This window comes from Burkholderia sp. Bp9099, assembly GCF_003857805.1.
GTDB lineage: Bacteria > Pseudomonadota > Gammaproteobacteria > Burkholderiales > Burkholderiaceae > Burkholderia.
On record NZ_QTPU01000015.1, the window covers coordinates 150,217 to 169,182 of the forward strand.

The 18,966-nt window shown below is 64.5% G+C and carries 18 protein-coding genes and 1 tRNA gene; all 19 read left to right on the forward strand.

What is annotated here, in order from left to right; translation table 11 throughout:
* Positions 1–99: 99 nt before the first annotated feature.
* The 19 genes from DIE17_RS19405 to nuoL all read left to right on the forward strand — a co-directional run bounded on the left by DIE17_RS19405 (position 100) and on the right by nuoL (position 18,960).
* Positions 100–1,359, forward strand: a complete 1,260-nt coding sequence (locus DIE17_RS19405) for a branched-chain amino acid ABC transporter substrate-binding protein (RefSeq protein ID WP_124522506.1) — start codon at positions 100–102, stop codon at positions 1,357–1,359.
* A gap of 117 nt (positions 1,360–1,476) precedes the next feature.
* The gene (gene rpsO / locus DIE17_RS19410; RefSeq protein WP_006398792.1) at positions 1,477–1,746 is read left to right on the forward strand and encodes a 30S ribosomal protein S15; all 270 of its coding nucleotides are present in this window, start codon (positions 1,477–1,479) and stop codon (positions 1,744–1,746) included.
* A gap of 291 nt (positions 1,747–2,037) precedes the next feature.
* Entirely contained in the window at positions 2,038–4,185 is a 2,148-nt protein-coding gene (gene pnp, locus DIE17_RS19420; protein WP_044844667.1) for a polyribonucleotide nucleotidyltransferase, read from the forward strand.
* Positions 4,186–4,328: 143 nt separating this feature from the next.
* On the forward strand, positions 4,329–5,348 hold the full coding sequence (locus DIE17_RS19425; RefSeq protein ID WP_124921219.1) for an NAD(P)H-quinone oxidoreductase: 1,020 nt from the start codon (positions 4,329–4,331) through the stop codon (positions 5,346–5,348).
* 140 nt (positions 5,349–5,488) lie between these two features.
* Positions 5,489–6,244 (forward strand): triose-phosphate isomerase, encoded by a 756-nt coding sequence (gene tpiA, locus DIE17_RS19430; protein WP_124522488.1) that lies wholly within the window; start codon positions 5,489–5,491, stop codon positions 6,242–6,244.
* Positions 6,245–6,316: 72 nt separating this feature from the next.
* Positions 6,317–6,697, forward strand: coding sequence for a preprotein translocase subunit SecG (gene secG, locus DIE17_RS19435; protein ID WP_042977371.1), 381 nt, complete (start codon positions 6,317–6,319; stop codon positions 6,695–6,697).
* A gap of 111 nt (positions 6,698–6,808) precedes the next feature.
* Positions 6,809–6,893, forward strand: a tRNA-Leu gene (locus DIE17_RS19440).
* Between the two features lie 154 nt (positions 6,894–7,047).
* A complete protein-coding gene (locus DIE17_RS19445) occupies positions 7,048–7,407 on the forward strand; it encodes an NADH-quinone oxidoreductase subunit A (protein WP_006398798.1) in 360 nt (119 codons plus the stop codon).
* 62 nt (positions 7,408–7,469) lie between these two features.
* A complete protein-coding gene (locus tag DIE17_RS19450) occupies positions 7,470–7,949 on the forward strand; it encodes a NuoB/complex I 20 kDa subunit family protein (protein ID WP_006398799.1) in 480 nt (159 codons plus the stop codon).
* A 21-nt stretch (positions 7,950–7,970) separates the two neighbouring features.
* A complete protein-coding gene (locus DIE17_RS19455; protein WP_044844664.1) occupies positions 7,971–8,573 on the forward strand; it encodes an NADH-quinone oxidoreductase subunit C in 603 nt (200 codons plus the stop codon).
* A 9-nt stretch (positions 8,574–8,582) separates the two neighbouring features.
* Complete coding sequence (locus DIE17_RS19460) at positions 8,583–9,836, forward strand: NADH-quinone oxidoreductase subunit D (RefSeq protein WP_044844663.1); 1,254 nt, start codon at positions 8,583–8,585, stop codon at positions 9,834–9,836.
* Between the two features lie 180 nt (positions 9,837–10,016).
* The gene (gene nuoE, locus DIE17_RS19465) at positions 10,017–10,502 is read left to right on the forward strand and encodes an NADH-quinone oxidoreductase subunit NuoE (protein ID WP_006478266.1); all 486 of its coding nucleotides are present in this window, start codon (positions 10,017–10,019) and stop codon (positions 10,500–10,502) included.
* Complete coding sequence (gene nuoF / locus DIE17_RS19470; protein WP_124523241.1) at positions 10,499–11,809, forward strand: NADH-quinone oxidoreductase subunit NuoF; 1,311 nt, start codon at positions 10,499–10,501, stop codon at positions 11,807–11,809. Before nuoE ends, nuoF begins: the two co-directional genes overlap by 4 nt.
* Before the next feature lie 84 nt (positions 11,810–11,893).
* Positions 11,894–14,224, forward strand: a complete 2,331-nt coding sequence (gene nuoG, locus DIE17_RS19475; RefSeq protein WP_124921220.1) for an NADH-quinone oxidoreductase subunit NuoG — start codon at positions 11,894–11,896, stop codon at positions 14,222–14,224.
* On the forward strand, positions 14,225–15,292 hold the full coding sequence (nuoH, locus tag DIE17_RS19480) for an NADH-quinone oxidoreductase subunit NuoH (protein WP_044844661.1): 1,068 nt from the start codon (positions 14,225–14,227) through the stop codon (positions 15,290–15,292).
* Positions 15,293–15,307: 15 nt separating this feature from the next.
* Complete coding sequence (gene nuoI / locus DIE17_RS19485; RefSeq protein WP_011885529.1) at positions 15,308–15,796, forward strand: NADH-quinone oxidoreductase subunit NuoI; 489 nt, start codon at positions 15,308–15,310, stop codon at positions 15,794–15,796.
* A gap of 114 nt (positions 15,797–15,910) precedes the next feature.
* Positions 15,911–16,561 carry an NADH-quinone oxidoreductase subunit J gene (locus tag DIE17_RS19490; RefSeq protein ID WP_044844660.1) on the forward strand — a complete coding sequence of 217 codons (651 nt, stop codon included), beginning with the start codon at positions 15,911–15,913 and terminating at the stop codon, positions 16,559–16,561.
* An 18-nt stretch (positions 16,562–16,579) separates the two neighbouring features.
* Positions 16,580–16,885 (forward strand): NADH-quinone oxidoreductase subunit NuoK, encoded by a 306-nt coding sequence (gene nuoK / locus DIE17_RS19495; protein ID WP_004185739.1) that lies wholly within the window; start codon positions 16,580–16,582, stop codon positions 16,883–16,885.
* A gap of 17 nt (positions 16,886–16,902) precedes the next feature.
* Entirely contained in the window at positions 16,903–18,960 is a 2,058-nt protein-coding gene (gene nuoL, locus DIE17_RS19500) for an NADH-quinone oxidoreductase subunit L (RefSeq protein ID WP_124487230.1), read from the forward strand.
* The last annotated feature ends 6 nt before the right edge of the window (positions 18,961–18,966 follow it).

Below are 18,966 nucleotides of genomic sequence, written 5' to 3' on the forward strand. Positions count from 1 at the left end.
CGGGTGTCGTCGGGCTATCGTTGCGCGCCGGGCTTGCGGCCGGCGCCGTCCGCGTCCTATGATCCGCGCTTCTCGGACGGGTTGAAGGGCAGGGAGCCGATGCAGCTGTGGAAACGGTACGCGCTCGCATGGAGCGCCGGGTGGATGCTGGCGTCGTCCGCGTTCGCGGCAGGCGAGCCGGTGCGGATCGCGCTGATCGAAGGGATGTCGGGCCCGTTCGCGAACGCGGGCGCGGCCGTCGAGCGCAACCTGCGCTTCGGCGTCGAGCGGGTCAACGCGGCGGGCGGCGTGAAGCTGCGTGACGGCGCGCACCCGCTCGAACTCGTCGTGCTCGACAGCAAGGGCAGCCCGGAGGAGGCGTTGGTGCAGCTGCGCGCGGCGGCGGACCGGCACATCGGTTTCGTCGCGCAGGGCAACAGCTCGGCGGTCGCGGCCGCGCTCGTCGCGGCGCTCGACAAGCTGAACGCGCGCAATCCGGACAGCCGGATGCTGTTCCTCAACTATTCGGCCGACGATCCGGCGCTGACCGGTGCGCGCTGCAGCTTCTGGCATTTCCGCTTCGACGCGCACGCGGGGATGCGGATGGCCGCGCTGGCGGACGTGATGGCGCGCGACCGCCCGCTGCGCAAGGTCTACCTGCTGAACCAGGACTACAGCTTCGGCCACGACGTCAGCGCGCTGGCGCGGCAGGCGCTGGCCGAGCGGCGCCCCGACGTGACGATCGCCGGCGACGAATTCCACCCGATCGGCCGCATCAAGGATTTCTCGCCCTATATCGCGAAGATCCGCGCAAGCGGCGCGGACGCCGTCGTGACCGGCAACTGGGGCAACGACCTCACGCTGCTCGTGAAGGCGGCGCGCGAGCAGGGGCTGAACGCGAAGTTCTATACGTTCTATGGCAACAGCCTCGGCGCACCGGCCGCGCTCGGCGATGCGGGCGTCGGCCGGGTGGTCGCCGTCGCGGACTGGCATCCGAACGCGGGCGGCGCGCAATCGGACGCGTTCTACCGCGCGTTCCGGACCCGTTTTCCCGCTGCCCCGGACGACTATCCGGTGCGACGGATGAGCCTGATGATCGAGATGCTCGCGGCGGCGATGAATCGCGCCGGCTCGTCCGACCCCGTCGCAGTGGCGCGCGCGCTCGAAGGGCTGTCGCTCGACGACGGCTTCCACGCGTCGTCGATGCGCGCGCAGGATCACCAGTTGATCCAGCCCCTTTATGTGATGGAAATGGACAAGGCCGGCACGCCGGGCGTGCGCTTCGACAACGAGGGCTCGGGATACGGTTTCCGGACCGTCCTCGCGGTGCCCGCGCAGCGCACGCAGATGCCGTCGACCTGCTCGATGACGCGCCCGTGACAGGAGGCGATGGAACGGCGTGCAGTTGTGCTACAATGCCCGCCGGTTGTAAGTCACGGCACGGCCATTCTTCCGTGTCCGCCTGTTAGTTAGCCAGTAGGAAACAAAGGAAATCTCATGTCTGTTGCAGATATCAAGAAGTCGGAAGTCGTTGCTCAGTTCGCCCGCGGTACCAACGACACGGGTTCGCCCGAAGTCCAGGTCGCACTGCTGACCGCACGTATCGTCGAACTGACGGGTCACTTCAAGACCCACGCGAAGGATCACCACAGCCGCCGCGGCCTGCTGCGCATGGTGAGCCGCCGCCGCAAGCTGCTCGACTACCTCAAGGGCAAGGATGCCGACCGTTACCGCGCGCTGATCGAGAAGCTGGGTCTGCGTAAGTAATCGAGGCGATTGCCGCCAGCAAGATGCCTGTGTCAGTCCGCTGATGCAGGCATTTTGTTTTTGCGCGGTGCGTAGCGTCACGCGCACCGCAGGTCGTCCGGCACGTGGGTGCCGGGCTGCCGGAACGGCTGATACCGGGGTCGGGATTTGTGTCATTCCAGCGCGCCGCTCGTCGAGCGGCGTGCTGGAATGGCATAAAAAACACACCTTGCTCCGGGTGATTCGGTCGGGACGCCGCCGCGCGGGATGGCCCGCACGGCGAATGAAATGAATGAATTCAAAGGAGCAACCATGTCCATGTTCAACAAGGTCGTGAAGGAATTCCAGTGGGGCCAGCACAAGGTGCGCCTCGAAACCGGTGAAGTCGCCCGCCAGGCGAGCGGTGCCGTGATCGTCGACGTGGAAGACACCGTCGTGCTGGCCACCGTCGTCGGCGCGAAGTCGGCGAAGCCGGGTCAGGACTTCTTCCCGCTGACCGTCGACTACCTCGAGAAGACCTACTCGGCCGGCAAGATCCCGGGCGGCTTCTTCCGTCGCGAAGGCCGTCCGTCGGAACACGAGACGCTGACGTCGCGCCTGATCGACCGTCCGCTGCGCCCGCTGTTCCCGGAAGGCTTCTACAACGAAGTCCAGGTCGTGATCCACGTGCTGTCCGTGAACCCGGAAATCCCGGCGGACATCCCCGCGCTGATCGGCGCATCGGCCGCGCTCGCCGTGTCGGGCCTGCCGTTCAACGGTCCGGTCGGTGCCGCGCGCGTCGCGTACATCGACAACGCCTACGTGCTGAACCCGACGCGTGACCAGATCAAGGCATCGAGCCTCGACCTCGTCGTCGCCGGTACGGAGCGTGCGGTGCTGATGGTCGAATCGGAAGCCGACCAGCTGCCGGAAGACGTGATGCTGGGCGCGGTCGTGTTCGGCCACGAGCAGATGCAGACGGCGATCGACGCGATCCACGAACTCGTGCGCGAAGGCGGCAAGCCCGAGTGGGACTGGCAGCCGGCACCGAAGAATGAAGCGCTGATCGCGCGCGTGACGGAACTGGCGCACGGCGACCTGCTCGCCGCTTACCAGCTGCGCGACAAGCAAGCGCGTTCGACGAAGCTGAAGGAAGTCTACGCGGCAACCTCGGCGAAGCTCGAGGAAGACGCGCTGGCGGCCGGCACGGTCGCGGCCGACAAGGCGACCGTCGGCAATATCCTGTTCGACATCGAAGCGAAGATCGTCCGTTCGCAGATCCTGAACGGCGAGCCGCGCATCGACGGTCGCGACACGCGCACCGTGCGTCCGATCGAGATCCGCACCGGCGTGCTGCCGCGCACCCACGGTTCGGCGCTGTTCACGCGTGGCGAAACGCAGGCGCTCGTCGTCGCGACGCTCGGCACGAAGGGTGACGAGCAGATCATCGACGCGCTCGAAGGCGAATACCGCGAGCGCTTCATGCTCCACTACAACATGCCCCCGTTCGCGACCGGCGAAACGGGCCGCGTCGGCTCGCCGAAGCGTCGTGAAATCGGCCACGGCCGTCTCGCGAAGCGCGCGCTGGTCAAGTGCCTGCCGAGCGCCGACGAATTCGGCTACTCGATCCGCGTCGTGTCGGAAATCACCGAATCGAACGGTTCGTCGTCGATGGCATCGGTGTGCGGCGGCTGCCTCGCGCTGATGGACGCCGGCGTGCCGATGAAGGCGCACGTCGCGGGCATCGCGATGGGCCTGATCCTCGAGGGCAACAAGTTCGCGGTGCTGACCGACATCCTCGGCGACGAAGATCACCTCGGCGACATGGACTTCAAGGTGGCCGGCACGGAGCAAGGCGTGACGGCGCTGCAGATGGACATCAAGATCCAGGGCATCACGAAGGAAATCATGCAGGTCGCGCTCGCGCAGGCGAAGGAAGGCCGCATGCACATCCTCGGCAAGATGACCTCGGCGGTCTCGGGTGCGAACACGCAACTGTCGGAATTCGCGCCGCGCATGATCACGATCAAGATCAACCCGGAAAAGATCCGCGACGTGATCGGCAAGGGCGGTTCGGTGATCCGCGCGCTGACCGAAGAAACCGGCACGACCATCGACATCTCCGATGACGGCGTCGTGACGATCGCGAGCACGAACAGCGAAGGCATGGCCGAAGCGAAGAAGCGCATCGAGCAAATCACGGCTGAAATCGAAGTCGGCCAGGTGTACGAAGGCACGGTGCTCAAGCTGCTCGATTTCGGCGCGATCGTGAACCTGCTGCCGGGCAAGGACGGCCTGCTGCACATCTCGGAAATCGTCAACGAGCGCGTGAAGGACATCAACGACTACCTGAAGGAAGGCCAGCAGGTGAAGGTCAAGGTGATCCAGACGGACGAGAAGGGTCGCGTGCGTCTGTCGGCGAAGGCGCTGCTGAACGAAGCAGCGGCGGCGTCGCATTCGGATACGCCGCCGCAGCAGTAAGCGGACAGGCGTGAGAACGGCCGGCAGTGCGAAAGCGTGCCGGCCGTTTTTTCTGTAGCATCGTTGTGCGGCGCAGCAGCGCCGGCGAGGCGCCCGTGCCGCGCACGGGTGCGCCACCCGATTCCGATCCTGGAGCGACCACCATGCAAGCCATCGAAATCACCGAATTCGGCGCCCCCGACGTGCTGAAGCTCGCGGAGCGTCCGCGCCCCGAACCGAAGTGCGGCGAAGTGCTGATCAAGGTGGCGGCTTCCGGCGTGAACCGGCCCGACGTATTCCAGCGCAAGGGCGCGTATGCGCCGCCGCCGGGGGCATCGGATCTGCCGGGCCTCGAGGTCGCGGGCGAGATCGTCGGCGGCGACCTGTCTGATGCGGCGCTGAACCCGTTCGGCCTGAAGCTGGGCGATCGCGTCTGCGCGCTGCTCGCGGGCGGCGGCTACGCCGAGTACGCGGTCGCGCCGCTGCCGCAATGCCTGCCGGTTCCCGATGGGCTGACCGACATCGAAGCCGCATCGCTGCCTGAAACGTTCTTCACGGTGTGGAGCAACGTGTTCGACCGCGCGCTGCTCGGCGCGGGCGAGGGCGGCGAGCAGGAAACGCTGCTCGTGCAAGGCGGCTCGAGCGGGATCGGCGTGACGGCGATCCAGATCGCGCACGCGCTCGGCTATCGCGTGTTCGCGACGGCCGGGAATGCCGACAAATGCCGGGCATGCGAGGCGCTCGGCGCCGAACGTGCAATCAACTACAAGACCGAGGACTTCGTCGAGGTCGTCAAGTCGCTGACGCACGATCGTGGCGTCGATGTGATCCTCGACATGGTCGCAGGCTCGTACGTGCCGCGCGAACTGTCCGCGCTCGCGGATGGCGGCCGCCTCGTGCTGATCGCGCTGCTCGGCGGGGCGAAGGCCGAGGTCAACCTGAACGAGATCCTGCGCCGCCGGCTGACGGTTACGGGCTCGACACTGCGTCCGCGTCCGGTCGAATTCAAGGCGCGCATCGCCGCACAGCTGAAGGCGCGCGTCTGGCCGCTGCTCGCGGACGGCCGCATCAAGCCCGTGATCTACCGCGTGCTGCCGGCCGGCGAGGCCGCGCAGGCGCATGCGCTGATGGAAAGCGGCGAGCACATCGGCAAGATCGTGCTCGATTGGGGTACGACCACCTAACGGCCGTGCGGCCGGACTTGACATGTGCGGTTTGACCGGTTCAAGCCGCGCGCAGTAAAATCGCGGGTTTGCTTCGCCAGATCCAACCTGACGGCCGGTTTCCGGTGCGTTAATGACAAGATAGTGACGAGACAGACACGATGTCGAAACAACGAACGAAGCGAGTGATCGGCAACTGGAAGATGCACGGCCGGCTGGCCGGCAACCAGGCATTGCTGAACGAAGTGGTGCAGGGCGCAGGCGCGGTGGCGGCCGAGACGTCGATCGGCGTGTGCGTGCCGTTCCCGTATCTCGCGCAGGTTCAGGCGCAGCTCGCCGGCGGCCGTGTCGCGTTCGGCGCGCAGGACGTGTCCGCGCACGAGCAGGGCGCGTTCACCGGTGAAGTGGCGGCCGCGATGGTGGCGGAGTTCGGCGCGCAGTATGCGATCGTCGGTCACTCGGAGCGCCGCGCGTATCACGGCGAGCGAAGCGAAACCGTCGCTGCGAAGACGCAGCGCGCGCTCGCGGCAGGCCTCACGCCCGTCGTGTGCGTCGGTGAAACGCTCGACGAGCGCGAAGCGGGTGCGACCGAGCAGGTGGTCGGTGCGCAGCTCGACGCCGTGCTGGCCGTGCTGACGGCCGACGAGGCGGCGCGCATCGTCGTCGCGTACGAGCCGGTCTGGGCGATCGGCACGGGCAAGAGCGCGACGTCGGCGCAGGCGCAGGACGTACACGCATTCCTGCGTGCGCGTCTCGCGGCAAAGGGGGCGGCGGACGTATCGGTGCTGTACGGCGGCAGCGTGAAGCCGGACAACGCGGAAGAGCTGTTCGCGCAGCCGGACATCGACGGCGGCCTGATCGGCGGCGCGTCGCTGAAGGCGGAAGATTTCCTGGCGATCTGCCGGGCTGCGCGTTGAGCGGTCCGGGGTCGAATTGAACCATGATGGCGGCCGGTCGGTCCGGTCGCCTGATCCAATCGGGTGGGTGTGATGCTGTTATTCAAGACGCTGATTATTGTCGTGCAGGTACTGTCTGCGCTGGGTGTGATCGGGCTGGTGCTGCTCCAGCACGGCAAGGGTGCCGACATGGGCGCTGCATTCGGCAGCGGCGCGTCGGGGAGCCTGTTCGGGGCGACAGGCTCCGCGAACTTTCTTTCGCGCACGACGGGCATTCTCGCGACGATCTTTTTCGTCGCGACGCTCGCACTGACGTATCTCGGTTCGTACAAGTCGACGCCGTCGGCCGGCGTGCTCGGCACGGCAGCGACCGCGCCGGCATCGGCACCTGCAGCATCGGCACCGGCAGTCGCGGCGTCCGCCGCGGTGGCGGGGTCGGCCGCAAGCGCGCCGGGCCAGGACGTCCCGAAATAAAAAGTTAAATTTTTTGCGGTTGTGCGTTGAACAAATCTGGAACTCGGGTTAGAATTTAATTCTTGAAGCGATTCGCGGGAAACGAGCAGTACAACCCGAGTTGCATGCAGTGCCGACGTGGTGAAATTGGTAGACACGCTATCTTGAGGGGGTAGTGGCGAAAGCTGTGCGAGTTCGAGTCTCGCCGTCGGCACCAAAGTTACTCAATGCCAGCCGCTTCTAGTGGCTGGCATTTTTCATTTGTGGGGTGTGCCTTGCGATTGTCTTGTGATTGCACGCACTCCGAAATGATTCCTTCCGCCGGAAGTGGTATTCTCCGGACGCTCAGAACCAACCGATAGAGGATTGCCTTGAACCTCGCAGCCTATTACCCCGTCTTGTTGTTCCTCCTCGTGGGCACTGGTTTAGGTATAGCGCTGGTCAGCATCGGCAAGCTCCTTGGTCCCAACAAGCCGGACGTCGAGAAGAACGCACCGTACGAGTGCGGCTTCGAAGCCTTTGAAGACGCCCGGATGAAATTCGACGTCCGGTACTACCTCGTCGCCATCCTGTTCATCATCTTCGATCTCGAAACCGCATTCCTGTTTCCGTGGGGCGTCGCGCTCCGGGACATCGGCTGGCCGGGTTTCATCGCAATGATGATTTTTCTGCTCGAATTCCTGCTGGGCTTTGCCTATATCTGGAAGAAAGGCGGCCTCGACTGGGAGTGATGGGTTAATCGCCGGTTTGCATGGGCGGCCACGCTGGGCCGCTCGTCTGGAGTGGAAAGCAAATGAGTATCGAAGGGGTCTTGAAGGAAGGGTTTGTCACCACGACGGCTGACAAGCTGATCAACTGGACGCGTACCGGCTCGCTGTGGCCGATGACGTTCGGGCTCGCGTGTTGCGCCGTCGAGATGATGCATGCGGGCGCGGCCCGTTACGACCTGGACCGGTTCGGGGTCGTGTTCCGTCCGAGCCCGCGTCAGTCGGACGTGATGATCGTCGCCGGCACGCTGTGCAACAAGATGGCGCCCGCGCTGCGCCGCGTGTACGACCAGATGGCCGAGCCGCGCTGGGTGATCTCGATGGGGTCGTGCGCGAACGGTGGTGGCTACTACCACTACTCGTACTCGGTGGTCCGCGGTTGCGACCGGATCGTGCCGGTCGACGTCTACGTGCCGGGCTGTCCGCCCACGGCCGAGGCGCTGGTCTACGGCGTGATCCAGCTTCAGGCGAAGATCCGCCGCACCAACACCATCGCCCGTCAATAAAGCCCCGAGCGTCCCCTCAATATGGCAAGCAAAATCGAGACCCTCAAGGCCAACCTCGAAGCCGCGCTCGGCGCGCGCGTGGTGAGCCTCACCGAAGCGATCGGTGAACTGACGCTCGTCGTGAAGGCGAGCGATTACCTCGAAGTCGCAAAGACGCTGCGCGACGATCCGAAGCTCCGTTTCGAGCAGCTGATCGACCTGTGCGGCATCGACTATCAAACGTACGGCGACGGCGCCTACGACGGCCCGCGTTTCGCGGCCGTGTCGCAGCTGCTGTCGGTCACGAACAACTGGCGCCTGCGCCTGCGCGTGTTCGCGCCGGACGACGATCTGCCGATCGTGGCGTCGCTCGTCGACATCTGGACCTCCGCAAACTGGTACGAGCGCGAAGCGTTCGACCTGTACGGCCTCGTGTTCGAGGGTCACCCCGACCTGCGCCGCATCCTCACCGACTACGGCTTCATCGGCCATCCGTTCCGCAAGGACTTCCCGGTGTCGGGCTATGTCGAAATGCGTTACGACCCGGAAGAGAAGCGGGTCGTCTACCAGCCGGTGACGATCGAGCCGCGCGAAATCACGCCGCGCGTGATCCGCGAGGATCGCTATGGCGGTCTGAAACATTAAGGGGGCGTCATGGCAGAAATCAAGAACTACACCCTCAACTTCGGCCCGCAGCACCCGGCAGCGCACGGCGTGCTGCGCCTGGTGCTCGAGCTCGACGGCGAAGTCATCCAGCGTGCCGATCCGCACATCGGCCTGCTGCACCGCGCGACCGAAAAGCTCGCGGAAAGCAAGACCTTCATCCAGTCCGTGCCGTACATGGACCGTCTCGACTACGTGTCGATGATGGTCAACGAGCATGGCTACGTGCTCGCGATCGAGCGCCTGCTCGGCATCGACGTGCCGGAGCGCGCGCAGTACATCCGCGTGCTGTTCGACGAGATCACCCGCGTGCTGAACCACCTGATGTGGATCGGCGCGCACGCACTCGACGTCGGCGCGATGGCCGTGTTCCTGTACGCATTCCGCGAGCGCGAAGACCTGATGGACGTGTACGAAGCGGTGTCCGGTGCCCGGATGCACGCGGCGTACTACCGTCCGGGCGGCGTCTATCGCGACCTGCCTGACGCAATGCCGCAATACAAGGCGTCGAAGATTCGCAACGAGAAGGCGCTCGCGAAGATGAACGAAGCGCGCAGCGGCTCGGTGCTCGACTTCATCGACGACTTCTTCACGCGCTTCCCGAAGTGCGTCGACGAATACGAAACGCTGCTGACCGACAACCGGATCTGGAAGCAGCGTCTGGTCGGGATCGGCGTCGTCAGCCCGGAGCGTGCGCTGCAGATGGGCCTGACGGGCCCGATGCTGCGCGGCTCGGGCATCGCCTGGGACCTGCGCAAGAAGCAGCCGTACGAAGTGTACGACCGCATGGATTTCGACGTGCCGGTCGGCGTGAACGGCGATTGCTACGACCGCTATCTGGTGCGCGTGGAAGAAATGCGCCAGTCGGTCCGTATCGCGAAACAGTGTATTGAGTGGCTCCGCAAGAATCCGGGCCCGGTGATGACCGACAATCACAAGGTTGCGCCGCCGTCGCGCGTCGGCATGAAGACCAACATGGAAGACTTGATTCACCACTTCAAGCTCTTCACCGAAGGTTTTCACGTGCCGGAAGGCGAGGCGTACGCGGCAGTCGAGCATCCGAAGGGCGAGTTCGGCATCTACCTCGTGTCGGACGGTGCCAACAAGCCGTATCGCCTCAAGATCCGCGCACCGGGCTTCGCGCACCTCGCGTCGCTCGACGAAATGGCGCGCGGTCACATGATTGCCGACGCCGTCACGATCATCGGTACGCAGGACATCGTGTTCGGCGAAATCGATCGCTAATGGTTGCGCCGCTTGCGCGAGCGGGCGGCGAGCGGTCAGTCACACGCGAAGTCACATGCGGTATGCGCCGAGCCGGCGCGGCTTCGCAAGCTGTCAACAGTGAGCGCCAGGTCTGCCGTCCATGCACAGCAGTGCGGCAGGTTGTTCGTTCGGTAGGAATTGAAAGAGTCGTGTCTGAAAATGATCTCAGCTGAAGGCCTGAAGGAAATCGATCGAGCGTTGACGAAGTATCCCGCCGATCAGAAACAGTCCGCCGTGATGTCGGCGTTGGCCGTCGCTCAGGAAGAGCACGGCTGGCTGTCGCCCGAACTGATGCAGTTCGTCGCGGACTATCTCGGCATGCCGGCCGTCGCCGTGCAGGAAGTCGCGACGTTCTACACGATGTACGAGCTCAAACCGGTCGGCAAGCACAAGATCACGCTCTGCACGAACCTGCCGTGCCAGCTTGGCCCGCACGGCGGCGCGGAAGCGACGGCCGACTACCTGAAACAGAAGCTGGGCATCGGCTTCGGCGAGACCACGCCCGACGGCAAGTTCACGCTGAAGGAAGGCGAATGCATGGGCTCGTGCGGCGATGCGCCGGTGCTGCTGGTGAACAATCACAGAATGTGCAGCTTCATGAGCCGCGAGAAGATCGACCAGCTGCTTGAGGAGCTCTCGAAATGACGTCCCTCCACGACCGTCACATCAAACCGCTGATCCTCGCTGGTCTGAACGGCGAGAACTGGCATCTCGAAGACTACGTTGCGCGCGGCGGCTACAAGCAGCTGCGCCGCATTCTCGAAGAAAAGATTCCGCCGGAGCAGGTGATTGCCGACGTGAAGGCGTCGGGCCTGCGTGGCCGTGGCGGTGCGGGCTTCCCGACCGGCCTGAAGTGGAGCTTCATGCCGCGCCAGTTCCCGGGACAGAAGTACCTCGTCTGCAACTCGGACGAAGGCGAGCCGGGCACGTTCAAGGATCGCGACATCCTGCGCTGGAACCCGCATGCGCTGATCGAAGGCATGGCCATCGGCGCGTACGCGATGGGCATCACCGTCGGCTACAACTACATTCACGGCGAAATCTTCGAAGTGTATCGACGCTTCGAGGCCGCGCTCGATGAGGCGCGCGCCGCGGGTTTCCTCGGCGACAACATCATGGGCTCGGAATTCTCGTTCCAGCTGCACGCGCACCACGGTTACGGCGCGTACATCTGCGGCGAGGAAACGGCGCTGCTCGAGTCGCTCGAAGGCAAGAAGGGCCAGCCGCGCTTCAAGCCGCCGTTCCCGGCGAGCTTCGGCGTGTACGGCAAGCCGACCACGATCAACAACACCGAGACGTTTGCCGCGGTGCCGTTCCTGCTGTCCATCGGGCCGCAGAATTACCTCGAGATCGGCAAGCCGAACAACGGCGGCACGAAGATTTTCTCGGTGTCGGGCGACGTCGAGCGTCCGGGCAACTATGAAGTGCCGCTCGGCACGCCGTTCGCGACGCTGATGGAACTCGCCGGCGGGATGCGCGGCGGCCGCAAGATCAAGGCCGTGATTCCGGGCGGCTCGTCGGCGCCGGTGATCCCGGGCGACATCATGATGCAGACCGATCTCGATTACGACTCGATCGCGAAGGCGGGCTCGATGCTCGGCTCCGGCGCGGTGATCGTGATGGACGAGACGCGCTGCATGGTGCGTTCGCTGCTGCGCCTGTCGTACTTCTACTACGAGGAATCGTGCGGCCAGTGCACGCCGTGCCGTGAAGGCACCGGCTGGCTGTATCGCGTCGTGAATCGTATCGAGCACGGCGAAGGCCGCCAGGAAGATCTGGACCTGCTGAACTCGGTTGCCGAGAACATCATGGGCCGCACGATCTGCGCGCTCGGCGATGCGGCGGCGATGCCGGTTCGCGGGATGCTCAAGCATTACTGGGACGAATTCGCGTACCACGTCGAGCACAAGCACTGCATGGTCGGCGGCCACGCGCACGTGGCGGCAGCCTGAAGCGAAGCACCGGTTGCGGAATTTGAGCGCACGGTCGGGCGAAGGCGCGAACGGGCGGAAATAGGTTAAGGACCATTCACCATCATGGTTGAACTTGAAATAGACGGCAAGAAGGTCGAGGTGCCCGAAGGCAGCATGGTGATCCAGGCTGCGCACAAGGCGGATACGTACATTCCTCACTTCTGCTATCACAAGAAACTGTCGGTCGCGGCCAACTGCCGGATGTGTCTCGTCGAAGTCGAGAAGATGCCGAAGGCCGTGCCTGCCTGCGCGACGCCCGTGTCGGCCGGCATGATCGTGCACACGCAGTCCGACAAGGCCGTGAAGGCGCAGCAGTCGGTGATGGAATTCCTCCTCATCAACCATCCGCTCGACTGCCCGATCTGCGATCAGGGCGGCGAATGCCAGCTGCAGGATCTGGCGGTCGGCTACGGCAAGTCGTCGTCGCGCTACTCGGAAGAGAAGCGCGTGGTGTTCCACAAGAACGTGGGCCCGCTGATCTCGATGGAAGAAATGTCGCGCTGCATCCACTGCACGCGCTGCGTCCGCTTCGGCCAGGAAATCGCCGGCGTGGTGGAGCTCGGCATGCTGGGCCGCGGCGAGCACTCGGAAATCACGACGTTCGTCGGCAAGACGGTCGACTCCGAACTGTCGGGCAACATGATCGACCTGTGCCCGGTCGGCGCGCTGACCAGCAAGCCGTTCCGCTACAGCGCCCGTACGTGGGAACTGTCGCGCCGCAAGTCGGTGAGCCCGCACGATTCCGTCGGCGCGAACCTCGTCGTGCAGGTGAAGAACAACCGCGTGATGCGCGTGCTGCCGTTCGAGAACGAAGCGATCAACGAATGCTGGATTTCGGACAAGGATCGTTTCTCGTATGAAGGCCTGAACAGCGAAGAGCGCCTGACGAAGCCGATGCTGAAGCAGGGCGGCCAGTGGATCGAAACCGACTGGCAGACCGCGCTCGAATACGTCGCGAAGGGCCTGAAGGGCATCGCCGCGGATCACGGCGCGACTGCGCTGGCGATGCTCGCGAGCGCGCACAGCACCGCTGAAGAGCTGTTCCTCGTGAAGCAGCTCGCCAACGAACTGAAGACGCCGAACGTCGACTTCCGTCTGCGTCAGCAGGATTTCTCGGCGCCGGTCCAGGGCGCACCGTGGCTCGGCATGCCGATCGCCGACCTGTCGAACGTGGATGCCGCGTTCGTCGTCGGTTCGTTCCTGCGCCGTGACCACCCGCTGTTCGCCGCACGCCTGCGCCAGGCCGCGAAGAACGGCGCGAAGCTGCACTTCCTGCACGCGACCGCCGACGACTCGCTGATCCCGACCGCGAAGCGCATCGTCGCCGCGCCGTCGGCATGGCTCGACGAACTGGCCGGCGTGGCCGCAGCCGTCGCGCAACTGCGCGGCATCGCGCTGCCGGACGCGCTCGCGGGCGTCGCCGCATCGCCGGCTGCGCAAGCGGTCGCCCAGTCGCTCGCGAACGGCGAGCGCCGCGCGGTGCTGCTCGGCAACGCAGCCGTGCGTCATCCGCAATTCGCGAAGCTGCACGCCGTCGCACAGTGGATCGCCGACAACACCGGCGCCACGTTCGGCTTCCTGACGGAAGCGGCGAACACGGTCGGCGCGCACGTCGTCGGCGCACTGCCGGGCGAAGGCGGCCTGAACGCACGCGAAGCGTTCGCGCAGCCGCGCAAGGGTTACGTGCTGCTGAACGTCGAACCGGAATTCGACACGGTCGATCCGGCGCAGGCGCTTGCCGCGCTGAACCAGGCCGAGATGGTCGTCGTGATGTCGCCGTTCAAGCACGGCCTCGATTACGCCGACGTGCTGCTGCCGATCGCGCCGTTCACGGAAACGGCCGGTACGTACGTGAACGCGGAAGGCTCGGTGCAGAGCTTCAACGGCGTCGTACGCCCGCTCGGCGACACGCGTCCGGCGTGGAAGGTGCTGCGCGTGCTCGGCAGCCTGCTCGGCCTGCCGAACTTCGAATACGAAACGGCCGAAGAAGTGCGTCTCGCGGCGCTCGGCGACGCAGGCGTCGCGAACCGTCTGTCGAATCAGGCGTCGGCCGCACCGGCCCGCGTCGCGGCAACTGCCGCGAACGGCGGCTTCGAGCGCCTCGCCGACGTGCCGATCTATCATGCCGACGCACTCGTGCGCCGCGCAGGTGCGCTGCACCTGACGGCCGCCGCGAAGGTAGCGAACGCCGCAGCCCTGCCGGCCGCGCTGTTCGACAAGCTGGGCTTGAAGGAAGGCGACGCGGTGCGCGTGCGCCAGGGCGAGCGTGCGGTGCAGTTGCCGGCCGTGCGCGACGCGAATCTTGCGGAGACGGTCGTTCGCGTGTCGGCGGCAACGCCTGCCGGCGCAGCGCTCGGCAGCCTGTCCGGTGAACTGGTGGTGGAGAAGGCGTAAATGAGCTTGTTCGATACGATCAACGCGGGCGGCGCCCAGGTTCTCGGCGTCGCGTGGCCGACGGTGTGGGCAATCGTGCGCATCCTCGTCGTCTCCGTCGTCATCCTGCTGTGCGTCGCGTACCTGATTCTGTGGGAACGCAAGCTGATCGGCTGGATGCACGTGCGTCTCGGCCCGAACCGCGTCGGCCCCGCCGGCCTGTTGCAGCCGATCGCCGACGTGCTGAAGCTGCTGCTGAAGGAAGTGATTCAGCCGAGCGCCGCCAGCCGCTGGCTGTACCTGATCGCACCGGTCATGACCGTCGTGCCGGCGTTCGCCGTGTGGGCGGTGATCCCGTTCCAGGCCGAAGCCGTGCTCGCGAACGTGAACGCGGGCCTGCTGTACGCGATGGCGATCTCGTCGATCGGCGTGTACGCGGTGATTCTCGCCGGCTGGGCATCGAACTCGAAGTACGCGTTCCTCGGCGCGATGCGCGCCGCGGCGCAGATGGTCTCGTACGAAATCTCGATGGGCTTCGCGCTGGTGCTCGTGCTGATGACGGCCGGCAGCCTGAACCTGTCGGAAATCGTCGGCTCGCAGCAGCACGGCTTCTTCGCCGGCCACGGCGTGAACTTCCTGTCGTGGAACTGGCTGCCGCTGCTGCCGGCGTTCGTCGTCTACTTCGTGTCCGGCATCGCCGAAACGAACCGTCACCCGTTCGACGTGGTGGAAGGGGAGTCGGAGATCGTCGCGGGTCACATGATCGATTACTCGGGCATGGCGTTCGCGCTGTTCTTCCTCGCCGAGTACATCAACATGATCGTGATCTCGGCACTGGCCTCGACGCTGTTCCTCGGCGGCTGGGACGCACCGTTCGAATTCCTGTCGTTCATTCCGGGCATCTTCTGGCTGGTGCTGAAGGTATTCGCGCTGCTGTCGGTGTTCATCTGGGTGCGCGCGACGTTCCCGCGCTACCGTTACGACCAGATCATGCGTCTGGGCTGGAAGGTGTTCCTGCCCGTCACGGTGATCTGGGTGGTCGTGGTCGGCTTCTGGATGATGTCGCCGCTCAACATCTGGGTGAAGTAAAGATCGGACGAAATCATGACGGCAATCCAACACTTCTTTAAGACCTTCTTCCTGACGGAGCTGCTGAAGGGGCTCGCGCTGACCGGTCGTTACACGTTCCGGCGCAAGTTCACCGTGCAGTTCCCGGAAGAGAAGACCCCGATTTCGCCGCGGTTCCGCGGGCTGCATGCGCTGCGCCGCTACGAAAACGGTGAAGAGCGCTGCATCGCGTGCAAGCTCTGCGAGGCCGTGTGCCCCGCGATGGCGATCACGATCGAATCGGAAACGCGTGCGGACAACACGCGCCGCACGACGCGCTACGACATCGACCTGACGAAGTGCATCTTCTGCGGTTTCTGCGAAGAAAGCTGCCCGGTCGATTCGATCGTCGAGACGCAGATTCTCGAATATCACGGCGAAAAGCGCGGCGACCTGTATTTCACGAAGGAAATGCTGCTCGCGGTGGGCGATCGCTACGAGAAGGACATCGCTGCGGCGAAGGCCGCCGACGCGCCGTATCGTTGATTGTGTTTGCAGTGCCGGCCCGGCATGAACGGGCCGAGCCGCCGCGACGGGTGCGGCACGCGAGAGCGTCCCGCAAGCCGCGCCTGACTATGGCCTAACGATGAACCGGTAATCATGGAATTCACGACCGTACTGTTCTACATCTTCGCGCTGCTCCTGGTGGTATCAGGGCTGAAGGTGATCACTTCGCGCAACCCGGTGGCGTCTGCGCTTTTCCTTGTGCTGGCGTTCTTCAACGCCGCCGCGATCTGGATGCTGCTGGAAGCGGAGTTCCTCGCGATCCTGCTGGTGCTGGTGTACGTGGGCGCCGTGATGGTGCTGTTCCTGTTCGTCGTGATGATGCTGGACATCAACATCGATTACCTGCGCCGCGACTTCAAGCGCTTCGTGCCGATGGCGACCGTCGTCGGCGCGATCATCGTGGTCGAGACCGCGCTGATCCTGTGGCGCGGCTACGGCGACACGCACACCGTGCACGCGATGGCGACGGGCGCGATGGCCGACTGGTCGAACACGCGTCTGATCGGCAAGGTGATCTACACCGACTACATCTTCGCGTTTGAAATCGCCGGCCTGGTGCTGCTGGTCGCGATCATTGCCGCGATCGGGCTGACCGAGCGCAAGGGCAAGGACAGCAAGCGCCAGCGTGTGTCGGATCAGGTCAAGGTGCGCCGCGACGACCGCGTGCGCCTCGTGAAGATGGAAGCGGACAAGCCGCAGCCGGAAACGGCGCAGAGCGAAGCCGGTACGAGCACCAACGGCTAAGCGGAGGAAAGGAAAACCATGCTGACTCTTGCTCATTACCTCGTGCTCGGCGCGATCCTCTTTGCGATCGCGATCGTCGGGATCTTCCTGAACCGCCGCAACATCATCATCATCCTGATGGCGATCGAGCTGATGCTGCTGGCGGTGAACACCAACTTCGTCGCGTTCTCGCACTACCTCGGCGACGTGCACGGCCAGATCTTCGTGTTCTTCGTGCTGACCGTCGCCGCAGCGGAAGCCGCGATCGGTCTCGCGATTCTGGTGACCCTGTTCCGTAAGCTCGACACGATCAATGTCGAGGATCTCGATCAGCTCAAAGGTTAATTTCAGGCAACGCTGTTATGTCAACGACACTCAATGAAAACCTGCTGCTGGCGATTCCGCTCGCTCCGCTGGCCGGCTCGCTGATTGCGGGGCTGTTCGGGAACGCAGTCGGGCGCAAGGGCGCACACCGGATCACGATCCTCGGCGTGATGATCGCGTTCCTCCTGTCGGCGAAAGTCTTCGCCGACGTCGTGATGGGCGGCGCGAGCTTCAACGCGACCGTCTACGAATGGATGCGGGTCGGCTCGCTGAAGCTCGAAGTCGGCTTCCTCGTCGATTCGATGACGGCGATGATGATGGTCGTCGTGACCTTCGTGTCGCTGATGGTGCACGTCTACACGATCGGCTACATGCAGGAAGAGGACGGCTACCAGCGCTTCTTCTCGTACATCTCGCTGTTCACGTTCTCGATGCTGATGCTCGTGATGAGCAACAACTTCCTGCAGCTGTTCTTCGGCTGGGAAGCGGTGGGTCTGGTGTCGTACCTGCTGATCGGCTTCTACTTCACGCGTGAGAGCGCGATCTACGCGAACATGAAGGCGTTCCTCGTGAACCGCGTGGGCGACTTCGGCTTCCTGCTCGGCATCGGCCTGCTGCTCGCGTTCGCGGGTTCGATGAACTACGGCGAAGTGTTCGCGAAGCGTGCCGAGCTCGCCAGCCTGCACTTCCCGGGCACCGACTGGGGCCTGCTGACCGTCGCCTGTATCTGCCTGTTCATCGGCGCGATGGGTAAATCGGCACAGTTCCCGCTGCACGTGTGGCTGCCCGACTCGATGGAAGGCCCGACCCCGATCTCCGCACTGATTCACGCGGCGACGATGGTGACCGCCGGCATCTTCATGGTGTCGCGCATGTCGCCGCTGTTCGAACTGTCGGATACCGCGCTGTCGTTCATCACGGTGATCGGCGCGATCACGGCGCTGTTCATGGGTTTCCTCGGCATCATCCAGAACGACATCAAGCGCGTGGTCGCGTATTCGACGCTGTCGCAGCTCGGCTACATGACCGTCGCGCTCGGCGTATCCGCGTACCCGGTCGCGCTGTTCCACCTGATGACGCACGCGTTCTTCAAGGCGCTGCTGTTCCTTGGCGCGGGCTCGGTGATCATCGGCATGCACCACGACCAGGACATCCGCAACATGGGCGGCCTGCGCAAGTACATGCCGATCACGTGGATCACGTCGCTGATCGGCTCGCTCGCACTGATCGGAACGCCGTTCTTCTCGGGCTTCTACTCGAAGGATTCGATCATCGAGGCCGTGAAGGAATCGCATCTCGCGGGTTCGGGCTTCGCGTACTTCGCAGTGGTCGCAAGCGTGTTCGTGACGGCGCTGTACTCGTTCCGCATGTACTTCCTCGTGTTCCACGGCGAAGAGCGCTTCCGCAACCCGAAGCATCCTGAATCGCCGATGGGCATGGCGGCCGCGCACGGCCACGACGATCACGGCCACGGCCACGGTCACGACGACCACGCGCACGAACCGCACGAGACCCCGTGGGTCGTGTGGCTGCCGCTCGTGCTGCTCGCGATTCCGTCGGTCATCATCGGTGCGATCGCGATCGGCCCGATGCTGTACGGCAGCTTCTTCGAACATGGCGTGGCATTCGACAAGGTGATCTTCATCGGCGAAAACCACCCGGGCCTCGAAGAGCTGGGCAAGGAATTCCACGGCTGGGCCGCAATGGGCCTGCACTCGCTGACGACGCTGCCGTTGTGGCTCGCGATTGCCGGCGTCGTGGTCGCGTGGTTCCTGTACCTGAAGCGTCCTGAGCTGCCTGCCGTGATCCGCCGCGCGTTCGGCCCGATCTACACGCTGCTCGACAACAAGTACTACATGGACAAGATCAACGAAGTGGTGTTCGCCCGTGGTTCGGTGGCGATCGGCCGCGGCCTGTGGAAGGAAGGCGACGTCGTCGTGATCGACGGCCTCGTCAACGGCAGCGCCAAGTTCATCGGCTGGTTCGCCGGCGTGATCCGCTTCCTCCAATCCGGTTACATCTATCACTACGCGTTCGCCATGATCATCGGCATGCTGGGGCTCCTGACCCTGTTTGTAACGCTCGGCGGCAAATAAGGCGAG